We start from the raw sequence: 16,669 nt of genomic DNA on the forward strand, positions 1-16,669 counted from the left end.
CAAATTAACAAAACAATCAATTTCTAAAAACTAGATGCATATTAATTCATTGCCAAGTTTTGGACAAGTAACAAATTAGCAAGGTGTGATGAGGAATTACTTTAAATTATTATGGTTACTTCCGATGTTGCATACGGCTTCAACTTGATACCAAAGGAAGGGCACACAAACAAGACACCGGTTTAAGGCCAGTGTCAGGTGATAACTAGATCTGTACACGCCTTTCTAGTCGCCTTATCTCTTGATTAAAAATGCACCCTGCAAGGGTATCACTGGGTGATCCAGGCACTACGATGAATAAGCCACATTTTGGGGGATATAGCAGACCATGTTTTTTACCTCGTTTATATCTCCAGTTTCGTCTGATATATTTCCGCACTATATCATCTACTTCTTTAGACGCTGAATATTTCATGATTCCTCCAGCGAGGATGAGTTAGTTAAATCTACAACTGTTTCTCCAAACTTGGTTATTTCCTGAAAGTGAAGGATTATCTGCTCATCATCAGAAGCAAAATCTTCTGATGCCCATACCCACTGTAATTGTCTTGTTATATTATTAGCTGCATCTTCTATGCCTTTTTTAGACCACGGTGCAGCTCGATAGCTACCATCAGGCATTAGTTCAACTAACGAAATAGTGTAACTTAGATTGTAAAAGCCAAGTTTTCTACGTTTTTCCGCAGATAACCTCCACGTGTCACAGGTTAAATTAATTCTTCCATTATTCGCACTGACCTTCCATGAGACCTCAGGTAGTTGATGAAGATGAGTACGCAATCCCTCTGCTAGACCACTAGTAAGCTTATTAACTATCCAGGCATGAGATCTACCACTAACTATAAACCTGTTAAATACCGAATCTTCTTGGTCAGTAAACCAATCTTCGGAATATGCAATCCTGCTCTTAGCATGATCAGTTATCTCAATGATTTTCAGTCTTAAATTTGTTATGTCTGATGGATAATTAAAACCATCATTTAAGGTTACAAAATTTGCTTCATCAAATGCTATTCGGTCTAGCTCAGACAACATCCATTTATCTGCTTCACTAGGTGACACCCATTTTAATCCATCAGGCTTAGGTAACGTCCTTGAAAAAATGAAAGTGGTTTTATGGAAGTCACTCATTCTAGGGTGGATAAGATCTACATGTATCCATGGATATGCATGCTTAATACTGATATGCATATCCTCTGTATAGTAATGACTCACCTTCTTGATGACATCTTGTACCTCCCACATAATCTCACTAAGGCCATACTCCAAACTTGTACTTATTGAGTCCATTACAGTCTTACGGATAAACCAGTGACCATGTACATTAGCAGGATTTAGAATTTGCTCGCTACTCCAACCTGTAATATCTCGAAGTTTTATTAACTCGTCAGGTTGTCCAATCAATTGAGCCAGTTCTATTTGGATGCCAAGATCTTTTGCAAAACCATGGATGTCTTCGTCTATATCGGGACATTCACTATTATATTTTCTTTGCCACTCAGAGAACTCAGTGTTAAGCGCTAGGTTATTGCCGAGTTCCAGCTGTGCTTTTAGTTGTTTGACTAATTTATCTATATAGTGATATGGCTCAGGAGTATCTTTTCCTTGTAGTACCTCTACAGTTGTTTCAAGCGCTTGAGCTAGAGCATCAGCCAAAGCCTTGCTGGTATGTCCGTTCTTTTCTACTCGCTGGTAATGACCAATGAGGGTTTTTGGAGCGGCCTCTGGAGAGCGCCCCAAAATCTTGTAAGCCTTACTCATCAACATTTGTTGGGTCAGACCTGATTCAACGCGCAGACCTCTCAGTCTTTCAGGATTGATGACAAACGATGTTCTTCCCATATGAATGAGCTCCTAAGTGACGATGCACATATCATGGTGGAAATAATAAATGTTGTATATACATCATAAATACCACATCTATTTTTTTGCGTAAGCCGAGCAACAGGGTTCGCTGAGCTATACGCTTGGTCTTGGCCTTCGTAGGTGCGTGAGAGGTAACTGCGATAGTCAGCATCAGTTGCAATCTTCATCACTTGCTGTGAGCAGATAGAGCTTTACTTCGAGTGGTGAGAAGTAAGAGGTTTAGCCTGGTGTGCAGCCAGTTGGCTTCACAGGCCCAAACCACAACTTAGATTCAGCTCGGTGTGATCGCCCTCTCATCTAGTTTTCTCTACTCATAGGTTTGTGACCAAACAACGCCTGTAATCTGTTACGATATAACTCATTTGGCACCACAACTTGTGGGCAAGTAAATAAGTCGCATGACGCATTAATTAGAGAGTTGTTAATGAATGATTCCATAGCCAAGCTCTCATTTAACTTCATTGGGAAAATCCTTGGCTCAGATACTATTGTTGTGCAGGGAGATAATTTAGTATCCTCAAAAAAAGATACTATTTTAGAAAATGACTCTGCATCCGATTTCAGGAGTTTTGCAACTTTTGAACGAAAACTCCTAGGCGGAATACTTACCTACAAAATTGGAAGTAAGACTAAGAAACACAAATTTATTAGATGCGCTGATTCAGATAGCTTCGTTGAGTCGCTAAATACTTTAATAGCAAAACACATTACAACAACAATAGAGCAGAAAGTTACTGAGTTTAATAGTCTTGCTTTTGAAGAGTACCCAAGAGATTCTTGGGTAATCAATCTTGCTCAGATATGTATGTCATTGAGCCGCGACTATGAGGCCCAGAGCGAACAATGGGAAAGATATTTAAATCCTGAACTAATAGAGAAGGTAAAAAACCTAATATCATACCATCCTCTTAATATTGACTACATACGCGAGCAGCACGAAGAGTATCAACTTATAAAAAGAAAAGAGTTCTTTGATGTAGTAGAATCAAATCCATTAACTAATGAACAGCGTTTAGGCGTATTACGTTCAAATGATAGGAATATGGTACTTGCAGCAGCTGGTACTGGAAAAACATCCGTCATGGTTGCTAAGACCCTCGATTTGATAGACCGAGGATTAGCGAAGCCATCGGAGATCTTGGTTCTTGCATATAATAAGACTGCTGCGGGCGAACTAAGTGAACGGCTCGAAGATAAAGCTAAGAAGTCTAATATTGAGCTAGAATCGACTCCAGAGATTGCTACTTTCCATGCGTTAGGCAGGATGATTCTACGTAATTCAAACGTTGATACCAACATATCTATTTTTACTGAGGATGACGTAAAGCTAAAACTATGGGTCACCTCATGGCTTGAAGAATATTTATCATCAGATATCGATAGAATTTATGACTTTATAAACATGTTCCCAGAACCCGTTAACCCTTTTGATTTTAAGTCAAAATCAGAATATGAAGCGTATATCAGGGACAACGAATTTAGAACCCTCAATAGTGATCTCGTTAAGGGCTATCAGGAACTCCTTATAGCAAATTTCCTCTATGAGAATGGTGTTGAGTATAAGTATGAGTCTCCATATGTGACCAAACGGCGTATTGATATTGGTTTTGACTATCGCCCAGACTTTAAAATCATAGAACCTGAACTTTATATTGAGCATTTTGGTATAGACCGTCATGGAAGAACCAGGCCAGATATAGATCGTGTTTCTTATAATCAGTCCATTAATAATAAAAGAATGCTTCATAATGAATGTGAAACTGTTTTAATTGAGACATTCCATTATGAATGGATAGAGGGTGTTTTACTGGAAAACCTCAAGAAAAAGCTGTTAGATAATGGTGTCATTCTTAATCCATTATCTCCTGATGAATTGTTCAGCAAGCTGCGTGATATGGGTCATATCACAGGCTGGGGTGAACTTTTGACAAAAGCCCTCCAATCAATTCGAGTTGAACGCCTCACGAAAGAGCCCATACAGAGTAGGTTCGATGCTACTGGTGTGCATCATTCCAAGAAGCTCTCAGAAATTTTGGATTTGCTTCATAATGCATATATCAGTGAGCTCAGAGAACAGAATGCAATTGACTTTGATGACATGATAATCAGAGCGATTCAGGAGGTGAATGCTGGAAAATATATTCCTGAATGGCGATACATACTGGTTGATGAGTTCCAGGATATATCAACAGCTCGAATGGAGTTCATTCAGACCATCATTAATAATGGGCCACAGCCATCACTAACTGTCGTTGGTGATGATTGGCAGTCTATTTATCGATTTAATGGTGGAAAGTTAGAGCTAACAACTCGCTTTGGTGAAATCGTTGGTAGCTACACGCTTACTAAACTACAAAAGACCTTCCGCTATAACAATAGCATTGCCGATACTGCTGGTCAGTTCATTATGGAAAATCCTGAACAGTATAAAAAGTATATAGAAACGCATACTGTGGTTGAAGATTCACAGATTTATCTGCTTGATGACAAATCCCCAGAAAAAGGAGGTTTGAATAAAAGAGTCGCTGAGGTTGTTCAAAAGATTAGAGAGAATGATGCGACTGGAAGCATTGCAGTTATTGCTCGTTATAACTATCTTTTAAATGAGGCTAAGAGTGCATTAAAACAGACTAATAGTTTGCGCAATGTTAACTTCTGGAGCTTTCATAAATCTAAGGGGTTAGAGGCAGACTATGTAATTTTAATCGGCTTCTTTCAAGGAAAGATGGGATTCCCTAATGAAAATAAAGACAACCTTATAGTTGAATCTCTGCTGCCATCTCTAGACCCATATCCTCATTCTGAGGAAAGGCGTCTACTGTATGTAGGCATTACCCGAGCAAGGAAGAAAGTCTACATTATTGCCAATCCTACAGCACCATCCGATTTTGTGACGGAGTTACTCTCGCCAAAATACAAGATAAATGTTGTTTCAAAAGCATTCAGTGAGGAATCAAAAAAAAGGTTCAAGTGCCCATACTGTACAGATGGCTATCTAAGGTTGGTCAAGGGGCCGTATAGTGATTTCTATGCTTGTAGCACAGGTTTTGGCTGTCCTGTAGGAAAGGCTAGAGTGTGTGAAAAATGCCACTCACCATCAATTGATACAAGGAATGAGAGTGTTTGCAATAATTCTCTTTGTGGTTGCAAAATTAAAATATGCCCTGAGTGCGGACGACCAATGAAAATCCGTAATGGTCAGTATGGTGACTTTTGGGGATGTACTGGTTATGGGATTAAGGATGACCAGTGCAAGGTTACCATCAAGGTCAAGGCAGGCTTATGATAACTAATTACGTGAGTTAAGGTAGGGGGACATATGGATACGTATTCCGAAATCATAAATGAATTCAATAGTACGTTTTCTACCAATGCTAGCCTGTGTGAAGATTTAAAGGTTGGGTGGGATCTGGGAGATTGTAGGTCTTTTGCTTTATACCAGTTAGTAGAAGACCAACGCAGTGCCCCCTTTGGTACGGTTCTATACCACCATATCGGCAGCTACAACACTGGTGAGGTATACGAAGCAGAGGGGACAGCAGGCTTCAGTCTCTGCTCACGACTCGATAGTATTGAAAAATTTTTCCCTTTGTCTTCAAACAAGGCGACTCGAAATTTAGAGATTGGGTATCGGTCAACCTGGCTTGGCGGTAGTTGTGCATTTTCCTCTATTCCGTTTAAGCGGTGGTGGGTTGATTCATTTAAAACATTGTGTGCAAATGTTCCTGCCCAGGCTGAGCTGGTTAACTCATTCTTGACGCGAGAGATAGAGGTTCTTGCAGAGGCTGCCAGGAATAAAGGCCATAGAAGTGGCTGGGTTTACAATAGGTTCGTTGATAAACTTGAGTATCTCTCGATGCGAGTGAATCATGAATTTCTTGACTCAACACAATATTTATTTAAGCCTGTGCTGTTTTTTAATGAGTTTTCTCATAACTTGGTTAGTTTGAACGAGCAGGAGAAGACAGAAATGAGAAGTGAAATTGCAAGAGCCATCTGCTTTGATGAACCCTTTAGAAAAAGGTTTTGATGATAGCCGCCATATCTCACATTAATTGGAATTTTTCATATCAAAAAGTTTTATAATCTGGTGCAGGATTTATTACTTCTGCACCAGATTATAAGTAGTTTTAACACCCCAAAACTTAACTAATTAAATCTAGATACTCATCTTCTGTGATAACTTTAACGCCTTTCTCTTTTGCACTATTTATCTTTGTTTCACCGACCTTTGTTCCCGTAACAAGGTACGTAGTCTGACCTGTTACTGATTTTGCAACTTTAGCACCTAAAGCCTTTGCCTGTTTTTCCATGTCGGAGCGAGTGCCTTTAATCATAGTGCCAGTGAAAACGATAGTGGCCCCAGCAATAGGAGTGGAAATCTGGCTATCATCGGATGCTTTGGGAGTAATACTCAAGTTGAAACCGAGTGAGTAGACCTTAAAGAACTCATCTTTAATGCTAGCCAACCCTTCCAAAATCGCTTCTGAACTCTGTTGTGCAAAACCATCAAGCTTACCGATATCCTCGGCAGACAGATCAAATATTTCTGTCAGAGAATAATGACGAAGAAGTTTCTCACAATTACCACCACCCAGGCGACTTACACCAAAAGCCGATAGAAAGCGCCAATCCTCAATTTCTACATTACGACTGAGCTGGAGCTGTTCAAATAATTTTTTTGCTGTTTTTTCTGCAAAGCCATAGCCAGAAAAATGATGTGCTTTAAGCTCATATATTTCATGTATGTGCTTAATTCCTTTATTGGTAAACTTCTCTATAACCTTCGGCCCAAACCCATCATTGTTACCTAATGTTTTAAAGAAATGAATCAATGTATTCTCAGTCTGAGCAGGACAGTCACTTTTGTTTTGACAAATTAAGTGATCTGCTTCCCAAACTAGATGAGACTGGCAACTTGGACAGTTTGTTGGGATTTGTGGTTCAACCCGCTTAATTACTTTTTCAATTTTAGGGATAACCAAGCCACTCCGAACGACCTGAACAATAGCTCCTTTGCCAATACCATTCGTTTTGACCATATTGTAATGATGAACTGTCACTCTACTAATCGTGGCACCACTAATCTTAGTTGGCACCAACTCTGCAACTGGTGAAACTCTTCCAGTTCTTGACGTTTGAGGCGTAACCTCAAGAACCTCCACATCTGCGGACTCAGCATTTACTTTGAATGCAATCTGCCACCGATGAAATTTCCGCGTAGCGCCCATGTTTTCTTTAATTCTGGGATCTACTGCTTCCAGGATCACTCCGTCTACATCATAATCAACCGCATTCCAAATGCTATCAATAATGTCCTCGAAGTCAGTCATCAACTGCTCATAATGCCCAGTCCAATTTTTAAGTAGGACAAATGGGTAAAAAACACATGCCCCATCATTGATTGCCTGCTGAACCAATGGATCTACATTCTTTTCAGCAATTATTGCGGCTTGAATATTGCGTGAGTTTTCGAAGTGCTGGCTTAGATTCTCTTCAAAATATTTTTTATCGATAACGATTTCTCCAGCACCAAGCCCTCGTGCACCGCTCTGTGCAACTTGAAGCCCTCGCTCAAATGCTCTTGAGATATCCTGACCTTTAACGCCATCACCACGAGTATACAAACGCTCACCATCATCGTAGGCTGCATAGCCATCTAACTTTGGTGTAACGCGTACACTTATACTTTTTGCATCTATATTTAATTCATTTGCAGAATTAATAATTCTCTCAAGCCATTTTTGAATCTCTTCTTTGGAATATGCTTTATCTGTTGATAACATTTTCTGAGGTAATGGTACAGTTTTCCCCAGATGAAGCACTTCTGGCTCTACAGAATTAACAAATGAACTAGCTGGTTCTTTTTTAGAAAACTGGTTATAGAAGACATCATATTCTGAGTCATCAATAACAGGGAAGCCTACTCGGTAGCAAGCATTAGCAACTTCTAGAAATATCTCTTGCTCATCATTATCAAGTTCATTGAAAGAGTTATTAAGAATTGCCTGTTCAATTTTTTTTCTCTTTATTTTTTTGCCTAATTTATTAATTGCAGAAAGCTGTTTTTCGTTAAATTTAAATTCATTCATATTTTGATACCAAAAATTTATTATGTGCCTCTAAATGCAACTCTTGCTCTCAAGAGTGGAGACTATGAAGACTAGACCAGTATAGCGTGGTGCTGTCTATGTGAAACATCAGCTACTAAGGTGACACCCACGTCCCCCGCCCGGCGCACGATCACGGTATCGCCAATCATCACGCCGAGGCGCTCGATCTCGTCAGCGTTGTGCAAAGTGGCGTTGGAGACAGTCACGCCGCCGACAAACACAGGTTTGAGCTTGGCGACCGGGGTCACGGCGCCGGTGCGGCCGACCTGAAACTCGACGTTCTCAAGCTCTGTCATCTCTTCCTGCGCCGGGAACTTGTGGGCGGTCGCCCAGCGCGGGGCACGGGCCACAAAGCCCAGCTCCTCTTGCAGGGCGATGGCATCCACCTTGTAGACCACGCCGTCGATCTCGTAAGGGAGCTCGCCACGGCGGGCCAGAATGTCGTCGTGGAACGACTGACAACCGGCGGCCCCCTCTTTGAGCTTTACCTCGGGACTGAGCGGCAGCCCCCACGCTTTGAGCTGGTTGAGACGACCGAAGTGGGAGTCGCCCAGTTGCTCGCCCCCCACCCCCACGCCATAGGCGTAAAAGCTCAGGGGACGGCTGGCGGTGATGCGTGAATCGAGCTGACGCAGGCTGCCGGCGGCGGCGTTGCGCGGGTTGACGAACACCTTCTCGCCTGCGGCCAGCGCCTTGGCGTTCATCGCCTCGAAACCGGCCTTGGGCATAAAGACTTCGCCACGCACTTCCAGCCGCTCTGGCCAGCCAGTGCCACGCAGCGCGAGCGGAATGGCCTTGATGGTGCGCACATTCTCGGTGATCTCCTCACCGGTGGCGCCATCGCCCCGGGTGGCCGCCTGCACCAGCTGACCATTTACATAGAGCAGGCTCACCGCCAGACCATCGAGCTTGGGCTCGCAGCAGAAGGTGAAACGCACGTCACGCTTGAGGCGATCGCTCATCCGTTGTTCGAACGCCTGCAACTCTTCGCTGCTAAAGACGTTATCTAGACTGAGCATGGGGATCTCGTGGCGCACCTGACTGAACGCCGTCAGCGGCTGGCCTCCGACCCGCAGGCTCGGGGAAGCCGGGGTTTTCAGCTCAGGATGCTCGGCTTCCAGCGCAATCAGTTCGCGCATCAGGCGATCGTATTCGGCATCCGGCACTGTGGGGTTATCCAGCACATAGTACTGGTGACCATATTCGGTAAGCAGTTCACACAATTGACGGTGGCGGGAGAGGATATCGCTCATGAAAAAGTCTCGAAGTGTGATTGAACATACGGCCGGGGTAGAAACAAAAATGCGGTACCTGGGTACCGCACTTTTTCTTCACTCGACCCGCATGGCGTATTAGTCGCGACTGGCCTCGTAGGCAGCCAGCTCGTGACGGTAACGGGCAATGGTCTCGTCGCTCAGCGGGCTGCGATCCATATCTGTCAGCATGGCATCGAGATCGCTGGCCAGCTGATCGGCAGCCTGCAGCATATCCTCGAAGGCAAACGCGGCATTGCTGCGCAGCGGCAGTTGCATGAACAGAGAGACACCCGGCGTGGTGAACTGCTCCATCCGGTACGGGTTGAAGGTACCCGGCTTGACCATGTTGATCATGGAGAAGAGCACTTCACCCTTGCCGTTGGGATCTTCGTGACGGTGGAAAATATCCATCTCGCCAAACTTGAAGCCCAGCGCCATCAGGGATGAGAGCAGGGTCGCACCTTGCAAGTCGTGACCCGGACGGCCCATCAGGTTGATGACATAGACATCCTGCCAGATCTTCTCGACCGGCTGGGGCGCCATGCGCGGCTCTTCCACCACAGGAGCAGGTGCCACATAGGCCGGCTCTTCATAAACAGGCTCAGGAGCCACATGGCGGGGCTGCGGCTGATATTCCGGCTCGGGAGCACGCACCGGTTCGGCACGAACGGTGTCGGCGGTACGGACTGTCTCTGCACGGGCACCAAAAGTCGGGGCGGTCGCATAGGCGGGCTCAACCAGCGGCTCGTCATCCAGCGACTGCATCATGGGCTCGCGCTGGGGACGGGAACGGTAGACCGGGGTACGACGATTGACCTGAGCAGGTTTGCGCACCGGCGTGGCGGGCGCCTCGTCGATCTCCTCGGGCAGCGGTTCGTCGAACGCTTCCTCCTCTTCATAGACAGGAGGCGGCGGAACCGGGCGGGCAGCAGGCTTGCGCACTACGGGCGGCGGCAGATCGTCCTCGTCATCTTCATCATCAAAGGCGGGGACGGCAGGGCGACGACCGAGTTCCGGCTGGCGGCTCTCTTCACTGCGCAGCTTGGGCTCGGCACGACGGCCACCACTGACCACGCGTACCTGGCCGATGCCATCGCTGTCGAAGGCGTCGTTATCACGATCCCGCGACTTGGAGTCCATCCGTCCAATCGGTTTCTCTTTGATCGGTGCCTGACGATTCTTTTTGTTGCTCCACAACCCGTGAATGAGCAATGCCGCGATGGCAATACCGCCCAGGGCAACCAAGATGTAACGCAATTCCTGCATTAGCTGCTTCTCTTTCTAGTTTTGCTCAGCCAAAGCGACGGCTTCACCGATATCGACCGACACAATGCGAGAAACCCCGGGCTCTTGCATCGTGACGCCAACCAGCTGCTCAGCCATCTCCATGGAGACCTTATTATGACTGATGTAAACGAACTGTACTGTGCTCGACATCTCTTTGACAAGAGAACAGAAGCGACCGACGTTCACTTCATCGAGCGGTGCATCCACCTCATCCAGCAGACAAAAAGGTGCTGGGTTGAGTCTGAAGATGGCAAAAACCAGCGCAAGCGCGGTTAACGCCTTCTCCCCCCCGGAAAGCAGGGCAATGGTAGCATTCTTCTTACCCGGAGGTCTCGCCATGATGCTCACTCCGGCCTCCAAAAGATCATCGGAGGTAAGCTCAAGCCAGGCACTGCCCCCACCGAACACTTTTGGAAACAGGGATTTTAAATCTTCGTTGACCTTATCGAAAGTGTCCCGGAACCGTATTTGTGTCTCTTTATCAATTCTTTTAATGGCTTGGCTCAAGGTTTCCAGCGCTTGCTCGAGATCCTGACACTGATTTTCAAGGTAGGTTGCCCGGGTTTTCGCCTCTTCATACTCCTCCAGCGCCGCCAGGTTGATGGCGCCAAGCGCTTCTACTTGCGCCTCCAGCGTCTGGATCTCCTGCCGAAGCTTGCTGCGATCAGCGGCGATCAACACCGCCTGATCGAGATCTACCAGTCGAACCCCCAGCTCTTCGAACTGCTCGTGCAACCCCTGTCGACGGGTGAGGTTGCGTTCGCGCTCAAGGCGCAGGGTTGCCAGCTTCTCCTGCAACGTCACCAGCTGCTTGTGATCGGCACTTCTGGCCTGTTCCAGCTCACCGAGCTGGCGCTCCAGCTCCGCAAGCCGTTGATGGCAGGCGAGCTGCTGCGCCTCCAGATTGCGCTGCTCGGCCAGCAGGGGCGCCAGATCCGGCACTGCCTCGCTATCCGGCCCTTTCAGCCCGGCCAGCTCCAGCCCGAGCCTCGCCAACTCCTCTTCGCCCAGGGTAATGAGTTGGCGCAGATTGCCCAACTCCAGTTGCAAACGTTGGCAGGTCGCTTGTTGCTGCTCGCGGCGCACACGGGCCTCGTCGACCGCCCGCTCGCAGCGGGTCAGCAGCTCCTGAGCAACCTGCAACCCTTGCGTCAGCGGCTCCCCCTGCTCTTGCAACTCGGCAAGGCGCGCCTCATCGAGTTCCAGTTGTTCACGGACGCTGGCCAGTCGCTCTGCCTCTTCGGCCTGCTCCTGATCGAGCCGGATCAGCTCTTCGCCGAGCTGACCGAGCCGCTGCAACCGCTCCTGCCGCTGACCCTGTTGGAGGCTCCAGGCTTCGCGCAGTTGTTGCCATTTCTGCTCTTGCTCGCGCAAGGTTCGCTGCGACAACTCCTGCGCACTGGCAATCTGGGCGCGCCGGGCATCGGCTGAGACAAGTTGCTCACTCAGCTGTGCCAGCCCCTCGGCAACCCTCTCCTGCTCGGTATGCAACCGCTCACGCTCACCCAGCAGCGCCATGGTGCCAAGCGCCGCGCCCTGCCCCAGATCTGCCCAGTTTGGCCCCAGCCAGTCGCCAGCAGGAGTCAGTACCGACTCACCGGCCGCAAGGCTTGGCTGGCGGGCCAATGCGGCTTCCCGGCTCTCCACCAGCCAGATGGCGTTGAGGAAGGCAGGAATATGCTCACCGCCCAGTTGCGCCGCCAGCGTACCGGCAACCGCCGGTTGCGCCGGGCCAATCCAGAGCCCCTCTTGCGCCAGATTGCACTCGTCCGCCGGCGTTGCGGTGAGCCAGCGCCCCAGCACTTTATCGAGTGCCTGTGCCCATTCGGGGGCAACCTGCAACCGGTCGGCCAGGGTCGCCCCCTCCATCTGTTCGCCGAGGATCTGATCCAGGGTCGCCAGCCGCGCCTCCAACTCCCGCTGCAGGCTCAACTGCTGGCCATGCTGCTGCTTGAGTTGTTCATGGGCGTCGACCGCCTGCGCCAGCTGCTCGGTCAGCTCGCCATTGGCCGCCCGCGTCAGCTCCAGCTCACCACTCAGCGCATCGAGGGCCGGTTGCAGATCGTCGGCCTCTGTACCGAGGGGGCCAGCGCGTTCATCTTCCAGCTTGAGGCGGGCCAGCCGGGTCTTGGCTTGCAGCTCCTGCAAACCACCCAACCGGGTACGGGTCTGATTGAGCTGCCCCTGCAACCCGGCCAACTGTTGTTGCCACTGCTGCTGGCGCAAGCGGGCCTGCTCCAGCTGCTCGCTGGCGTGCTGGCGGGCCTCCTGCTGCTCGGTGAGCAACTGCTCACACTGCTCCAGCCGGGCGCTCTCCTGCTCGGCGCGTAATACCCCTTCGGTTAGTTGATCCTGCTGGCTGGCAAGCTGCGCCTTGCGAGTGGCGATCCGCTCACCGAGCGCCTCTGCACGAGCCTGCCAGTCGCGCCCCAGTTCACTCTGGTGCAGTTGCTGTTGCTCGAGACGGGCGATGGCCTGCCCGCCGAGAAAAATCTGTTGCTGACGGCTCGCCTGCTCGGCTTGCGCCTCTTGTCTGGCGACCGACAGGGTGACGTGGCGCCCCTCATCTGCGGTGCGCTTGGCATCGAGCGCCGCCAGCGCCTGCTCGGCCTGCGCCAACTCGGTTTTGGCATCGCCCAGGCGCGTCTCCAGCGCCCACAACTCGGAGCCAATCAGCTCGGCGCGAGCTGCGCGCGAACGACTCTTGAGCTGTTTGTAGCGCTCGGCCGTTTCGGCCTGGGCTTTGAGGTGGTCAAGGCGCGAACCCAGCTCGCCGCGAATATCGCCGAGGCGCTCCAGGTTCTCCTGTGTGTGGCGAATGCGCTGCTCGGTCTCGCGGCGCCGCTCCTTGTAGCGGGAAACCCCGGCGGCTTCTTCCATAAAGAGCTTGAGATCGGCCGGACGCGACTCCACCAGTCGGCTGACGGTGCCCTGCTCGATGATGGCGTAGCTTCGAGGGCCAAGACCGGTGCCGAGGAAGAGGTCGGTCACATCCTTACGGCGGCACTTCTGGCCGTTGATCTGATAGTGGTTGGAGCCATCGCGCAACACTTCGCGGCGCACCGAGATCTCGGTAAAGCGGCCGAACTCGCCGGGCACCCGATTGTGGGGATTGTCGAACACCAGCTCCACCGAGGCGCGCCCGTGCGCACTGCGATTGATGGAGCCGTTGAAGATGACATCGGTCATGTTCTCGCCGCGAAGATGGCGGGCGGAGCTCTCCCCCAGTACCCAGCGCACCGCATCGATGACGTTGGATTTGCCACAGCCATTGGGGCCCACCACGGCGGTCATGTCTGCCGACAGTTCGATGCGGGTCGGCTCGACGAACGACTTGAAGCCGGCGAGTTTGATCAGTTTCAGACGCATGGCGACCTGTATCAGTGGCTAAATAAAGAGGAGGCGGGCAAGCGATTTTACCAAATCCAGACCCGGCTTTGTGTGTAATATGCAGGCATCATCCCCATTCATGCCCGATTTTTGGTCGCCACGGCACGAAATAAGGAATAGTCGGCGACTTTACCAAATCAAAGGCTTGTTTGTAATATGCTGGCAGTTCTCCCATGCATAGATGGAGCTCACATGAGCCAATCACCCCATATGGTCAAAGATTCAATCAGCGGTGCAGACTACTTTCTGCGCGGTTTTTCCCTCATTCGCCAACCGGGCATCCGCACCTTTGTGCTGATCCCCCTGCTGGTCAACTTCGTGCTGTTTGCCGGGGCCTTCTATGCCCTGCTGCTGCAACTGGACGGCCTGTTCGCCTGGCTCCATCAGCAGATCCCCGCCTGGCTCGACTGGCTGGACTATCTGCTGTGGCCCATCGCCCTCATCACCATACTGGTGGTCTTCTCCTTTATCTTCAGCTCGGTTGCCAACTGGGTAGCCGCCCCCTTCAACGGCCTGCTGGCGGAGAAGGTGGAGCAGATCCTCACCGGCCAGCCCGCCAATGACAGCGGTATGCTGGATATCGTCAAGGATGTGCCACGCACCTTCGGCCGCGAATGGACCAAGCTGAAGTATTACCTGCCCAAGGCCATCGGCTGCCTGATCCTGTTTCTGATCCCTGTGGTAGGCCAGACCCTGGCGCCTGTGCTCTGGTTCCTGTTCAGCGCCTGGATGATGGCGATCCAGTATGTGGATTATCCGTTCGACAACCACAAGATCGACTTCATCACCATGCGTGACGCCTTGAAGCAACGCCGTGGCAAGTGCCTCAGCTTCGGCGCTCTGGTGACCCTCTTCTCCGCCATTCCGGTGGTGAACCTCTTCGTGATGCCGGTCGCCATCTGTGGCGCCACCGCCATGTGGGTCGATCACTACCGGCAGGAGCAGTTGGGGCGCTAACCCTTGAACATTGATTAGAAAAAGGCACCCGAAACGGTGCCTTTTTCGCATTTAGCATGAATTAAATTAATGCATGCATTCGATAGCTTGTCCCATATAACACGAGTTGGTAGGATTCTGGCCTTTCTCGTTCCCTGGGATATCTCATGTTACATGCACTCTTCTTGGTGGGCCTGGTGGCCGAAGGGATGACCGGCGCGCTGGCCGCGGGTCGGCGACGGATGGATCTGTTTGGTGTGGTGATCATCGCCTCGGCGACGGCCATCGGTGGTGGCACCATCCGCGATGTGCTGCTCGGCCACTATCCGCTGCTCTGGGTTGAACATCCGGAATATGTGCTGCTGGTTGCCGCAGCTGCGATGGCGGGTGTGGTCTCCGCCCCCCTGATGCGCTATCTCGGCAAGCTGTTCATGGCCCTTGATGCCCTGGGACTGGTGGTCTTCTCCATCTTCGGTGCGGCCCGGGCGCTGGATATGGGCCACGGCGCCGGTATTGCCTGCATCATGGCGGTGGTGACCGGGGTCTTTGGCGGTGTGCTGCGGGATCTGCTCTGCCAGCGCATTCCGCTGGTGTTCCGTCGCGAGCTCTATGCGGCCATTTCGCTGATCACTGCAGCCCTCTACTGTCTGGCGCTGGATCAGGGCTTGCCGACCAACTGGGCCGCGTTCGGTTCCATCGGGATCGGCTTTGTACTGCGGCTGCTGGCGGTTCGCTTCAAGTGGGGTCTGCCCACCTTCAACTACCAGTACGCGACCCACTGAGTACGCCAGCTTCTGGCGAGGCAGGTTGGATTGCGAGCAACAAAAAAGCGCCCGAGCGGCGCTTTTTTCATGGACGGTCTGCGACTCAGTTAATCCCTTCCGAGCTGAAGAAGGTCGCCTTGTCGGCGATAAAGCGGATCTTGATGTTCTTCCCTTCCCCGCCCCAGAGGCAGCTGGTGGTGCCCAGCGCATCGTCACAACGCTCCGCCTTGCCCAGAATGGCGCTGGCCTCGGCGTAACTCATCCCCATCTTCAACTGGTCGTAATTTTCACGGTTGAGCTTGCTGCAACCGGTCAACAACAGGGCGATCAGGCCGCCAATCACTATCTTTTTCATCGCTATCTCCTCTCTGGTGGGAAGAGCTTGGCAGCTTGCCATCCCCTTTACCAACTGCGCACCGGGCCGGTATCGAGGTGAACGAAGTTATCACGGGGATAGTAACCAACCCCACCCACCTTGAGCTGGAGCGCCGCCTTGCGCAGATGGGCCAGCTGTACGCCGGGGATCCGCACATCCACCGCCTGCCCAAGGGTGTGGTAGCTGTGCTTGGCCACGCCGCGGCTCTTGTGGCGCTTCTGACGATTGGTTGCCGGGGCGCGATAGCCGGAGATCAGCTGGATTTCGCTGCGCCGGCCCAGCTTGTGCTGCAACAGAAACAACTGATCAAACAGCTTCTTGTCGATGTTGAACACTTCATTGCGCCGGTAATCGCGGAAGATGTGGTTGAGCTCGGCCAACCCGTCGCTCAGATAGTGGCCATTCTCCCAATAGCTGGCGCGCACCCGCTCGCCGGTATTGAGATTGAAGAAACTGAGTTCACGCCCGGTGGTACTGCGGCTGGCCAGTGCAGGGAAGGAGATCAGCGAGCTGCCCAGCAGGCAACCGGCTCCCAACAACAGGCGACGTCGACTTATCTCTTGTTCCAGCATAAGGGGTTCGTCCATCGCAGATTCAAGCGAAAATAGTTGAATAAGATCACTGATTGAATGTGATACAGGCGCTTGAAACTACCCTCCGGCGGGGCGCCCTGTCAAACCT

The 16,669-nt window shown here is 50.5% G+C and carries 11 protein-coding genes; 4 read left to right on the plus strand and 7 right to left on the minus strand.

The window, feature by feature from the left end:
- Positions 1–411: 411 nt before the first annotated feature.
- Positions 412–1,842, minus strand: coding sequence for a hypothetical protein (locus tag AB5Y86_RS13660; protein ID WP_368193059.1), 1,431 nt, complete (start codon positions 1,840–1,842; stop codon positions 412–414).
- A 448-nt stretch (positions 1,843–2,290) separates the two neighbouring features.
- Here AB5Y86_RS13660 and AB5Y86_RS13665 point away from each other — a divergent pair, with 448 nt between their 5' ends.
- Positions 2,291–5,152 (plus strand): UvrD-helicase domain-containing protein, encoded by a 2,862-nt coding sequence (locus AB5Y86_RS13665; protein WP_323941351.1) that lies wholly within the window; start codon positions 2,291–2,293, stop codon positions 5,150–5,152.
- 33 nt (positions 5,153–5,185) lie between these two features.
- Positions 5,186–5,896, plus strand: a complete 711-nt coding sequence (locus tag AB5Y86_RS13670) for a hypothetical protein (RefSeq protein ID WP_368193060.1) — start codon at positions 5,186–5,188, stop codon at positions 5,894–5,896.
- A 115-nt stretch (positions 5,897–6,011) separates the two neighbouring features.
- On the opposite strand, the gene AB5Y86_RS13675 is transcribed toward AB5Y86_RS13670, so the two are convergent.
- From AB5Y86_RS13675 to AB5Y86_RS13690, 4 genes are all read right to left on the minus strand, one after another.
- The gene (locus tag AB5Y86_RS13675) at positions 6,012–7,958 is read right to left on the minus strand and encodes a BRCT domain-containing protein (RefSeq protein WP_323941349.1); all 1,947 of its coding nucleotides are present in this window, start codon (positions 7,956–7,958) and stop codon (positions 6,012–6,014) included.
- 71 nt (positions 7,959–8,029) lie between these two features.
- On the minus strand, positions 8,030–9,232 hold the full coding sequence (ligA, locus tag AB5Y86_RS13680; RefSeq protein ID WP_368193061.1) for an NAD-dependent DNA ligase LigA: 1,203 nt from the start codon (positions 9,230–9,232) through the stop codon (positions 8,030–8,032).
- A gap of 99 nt (positions 9,233–9,331) precedes the next feature.
- The gene (gene zipA / locus AB5Y86_RS13685; RefSeq protein WP_201952131.1) at positions 9,332–10,501 is read right to left on the minus strand and encodes a cell division protein ZipA; all 1,170 of its coding nucleotides are present in this window, start codon (positions 10,499–10,501) and stop codon (positions 9,332–9,334) included.
- A gap of 15 nt (positions 10,502–10,516) precedes the next feature.
- Positions 10,517–13,891, minus strand: a complete 3,375-nt coding sequence (locus AB5Y86_RS13690) for an AAA family ATPase (protein WP_368193062.1) — start codon at positions 13,889–13,891, stop codon at positions 10,517–10,519.
- A 213-nt stretch (positions 13,892–14,104) separates the two neighbouring features.
- Here AB5Y86_RS13690 and cysZ point away from each other — a divergent pair, with 213 nt between their 5' ends.
- Both cysZ and AB5Y86_RS13700 read left to right on the plus strand, forming a co-directional pair.
- Positions 14,105–14,869, plus strand: a complete 765-nt coding sequence (gene cysZ, locus AB5Y86_RS13695) for a sulfate transporter CysZ (protein ID WP_005338455.1) — start codon at positions 14,105–14,107, stop codon at positions 14,867–14,869.
- 146 nt (positions 14,870–15,015) lie between these two features.
- Positions 15,016–15,630 carry a trimeric intracellular cation channel family protein gene (locus AB5Y86_RS13700; protein WP_184232610.1) on the plus strand — a complete coding sequence of 205 codons (615 nt, stop codon included), beginning with the start codon at positions 15,016–15,018 and terminating at the stop codon, positions 15,628–15,630.
- A gap of 85 nt (positions 15,631–15,715) precedes the next feature.
- Here AB5Y86_RS13700 and AB5Y86_RS13705 read toward each other — a convergent pair whose 3' ends face one another.
- On the minus strand, positions 15,716–15,967 hold the full coding sequence (locus tag AB5Y86_RS13705; protein ID WP_150997073.1) for a DUF3862 domain-containing protein: 252 nt from the start codon (positions 15,965–15,967) through the stop codon (positions 15,716–15,718).
- A gap of 47 nt (positions 15,968–16,014) precedes the next feature.
- Complete coding sequence (locus tag AB5Y86_RS13710; protein ID WP_005338458.1) at positions 16,015–16,560, minus strand: DUF882 domain-containing protein; 546 nt, start codon at positions 16,558–16,560, stop codon at positions 16,015–16,017.
- Positions 16,561–16,669: the final 109 nt, after the last annotated feature.

Origin of the sequence: Aeromonas sp. s8 (genome assembly GCF_040907785.1) — a bacterium.
GTDB classification, from domain to species: domain Bacteria; phylum Pseudomonadota; class Gammaproteobacteria; order Enterobacterales; family Aeromonadaceae; genus Aeromonas; species Aeromonas veronii.

Excerpts from the sequence above, each read along its gene's own strand:
- AB5Y86_RS13665 (WP_323941351.1), top strand. The coding sequence starts at position 2,291 with ATGAATGATTCCATAGCCAAGCTCTCATTTAACTTCATTGGGAAAATC.
- AB5Y86_RS13710 (WP_005338458.1), bottom strand. The coding sequence starts at position 16,560 with ATGCTGGAACAAGAGATAAGTCGACGTCGCCTGTTGTTGGGAGCCGGT.
- AB5Y86_RS13660 (WP_368193059.1), bottom strand. The coding sequence starts at position 1,842 with ATGGGAAGAACATCGTTTGTCATCAATCCTGAAAGACTGAGAGGTCTG.
- cysZ (WP_005338455.1), top strand. The coding sequence starts at position 14,105 with ATGAGCCAATCACCCCATATGGTCAAAGATTCAATCAGCGGTGCAGAC.
- ligA (WP_368193061.1), bottom strand. The coding sequence starts at position 9,232 with ATGAGCGATATCCTCTCCCGCCACCGTCAATTGTGTGAACTGCTTACC.
- AB5Y86_RS13670 (WP_368193060.1), top strand. The coding sequence starts at position 5,186 with ATGGATACGTATTCCGAAATCATAAATGAATTCAATAGTACGTTTTCT.
- AB5Y86_RS13700 (WP_184232610.1), top strand. The coding sequence starts at position 15,016 with ATGTTACATGCACTCTTCTTGGTGGGCCTGGTGGCCGAAGGGATGACC.
- zipA (WP_201952131.1), bottom strand. The coding sequence starts at position 10,501 with ATGCAGGAATTGCGTTACATCTTGGTTGCCCTGGGCGGTATTGCCATC.
- AB5Y86_RS13690 (WP_368193062.1), bottom strand. The coding sequence starts at position 13,891 with ATGCGTCTGAAACTGATCAAACTCGCCGGCTTCAAGTCGTTCGTCGAG.
- AB5Y86_RS13675 (WP_323941349.1), bottom strand. The coding sequence starts at position 7,958 with ATGAATGAATTTAAATTTAACGAAAAACAGCTTTCTGCAATTAATAAA.
- AB5Y86_RS13705 (WP_150997073.1), bottom strand. The coding sequence starts at position 15,967 with ATGAAAAAGATAGTGATTGGCGGCCTGATCGCCCTGTTGTTGACCGGT.